The 745-nt window shown below is 49.1% G+C and carries 1 pseudogene; it reads left to right on the top strand.

What is annotated here, in order from left to right:
- Window positions 1-88: 88 nt before the first annotated feature.
- Window positions 89-745, top strand: a pseudogene (locus Y887_RS17500) (DNA packaging protein); the annotation flags it as partial.

A 745-nucleotide genomic window follows, 5' to 3' on the forward strand; every position in this document is an offset into this window, starting at 1 on the left:
ACTCAATCATCTCTACAAAATACAGAACGAAAAAGGTGAACTGGTCACCTTCAGAATGCGACCGGCGCAGCGCCAGTTGTTCCGGAGCATGCACAATAAAAATATTATCCTGAAAGCACGCCAGCTGGGTTTTTCCACGGCCATTGATATTTATCTTCTCGACCAGGCATTATTCATTCCGCATCTCAAATGCGGGATCGTCGCTCAGGATAAACAGGCTGCCAGTGAAATTTTCCGCACAAAAATTGCTGTCCCGTTGGATCATCTCCCTGACTGGCTGAGAGCCTCATTCACCATCGTTGAACGTCGTAGCGGTGCCAGCGGTGGCTATATCCTGTTTGGTCACGGCTCGAGTATTCAGGTGGCAACCTCATTTCGCTCAGGTACGGGGCAGCGCCTGCATATCTCAGAGCACGGCAAAATTTGCGCGAAATATCCGGCTAAGGCGAAAGAGCTGCGAACCGGTACGCTTAATGCCGTTTCTGATGAATGCATTATTTTTGATGAATCCACGGCTGAAGGCGTGGGTGGTGATTTTTACGAGATGAGTAACCGTGCACAGGAGAGCACTGCATCAGGCTTATTGCTGACGGCACAGGATTATAAATTCCATTTTTACGCCTGGTGGCAGGATCCTAAATACAGCGCCAGAGTGCCGGAAAGCGGGCTGAAGCTGTCACGGGAAAAAATGACGTATTTTTCTGCGGTTGAGAAGGCAATGAACATCACGCTTACTGATGAACAG

This window comes from Xanthomonas pisi DSM 18956, from assembly GCF_001010415.1.
In the GTDB taxonomy this organism is placed as follows: domain Bacteria; phylum Pseudomonadota; class Gammaproteobacteria; order Xanthomonadales; family Xanthomonadaceae; genus Xanthomonas; species Xanthomonas pisi.